This window comes from Vibrio sp. 1580, from assembly GCF_033340055.1.
Map to the genome: position 1 here is coordinate 103,194 of NZ_JAWOVT010000005.1, position 364 is coordinate 103,557.

Sequence of the window (364 nt, forward strand, 5' to 3'; positions counted from 1 at the left end):
CGGAATGACGGGAAATGATGATCAAATATTACTGGGTACTGTGGTTAAAATTCGTCATTCTGGATAGCGACGAAGGACCGTGATTCAGAATCTACTAGTCGAGCATGCAATTGTTTAAGTTGTTAGCTTCATCCTTGCTATGAGTAGATTCCTGATGTCGCTATGGCTCCTCGGAATGACGGGAAATGATGATCAAATATTACTGGGTACTGTGGTTAAAATTCGTCATTCTGGATAGCGACGAAGGAGCGTGATTCAGAATCTACTAGTTGAGAATGTAAGTGTTTAAGTTGTTAGCTTCATCCTTGCTGTTAGTAGATTCTTAATGTCGCTATGGCTCCTCGGAATGACAGTAAATGATGGT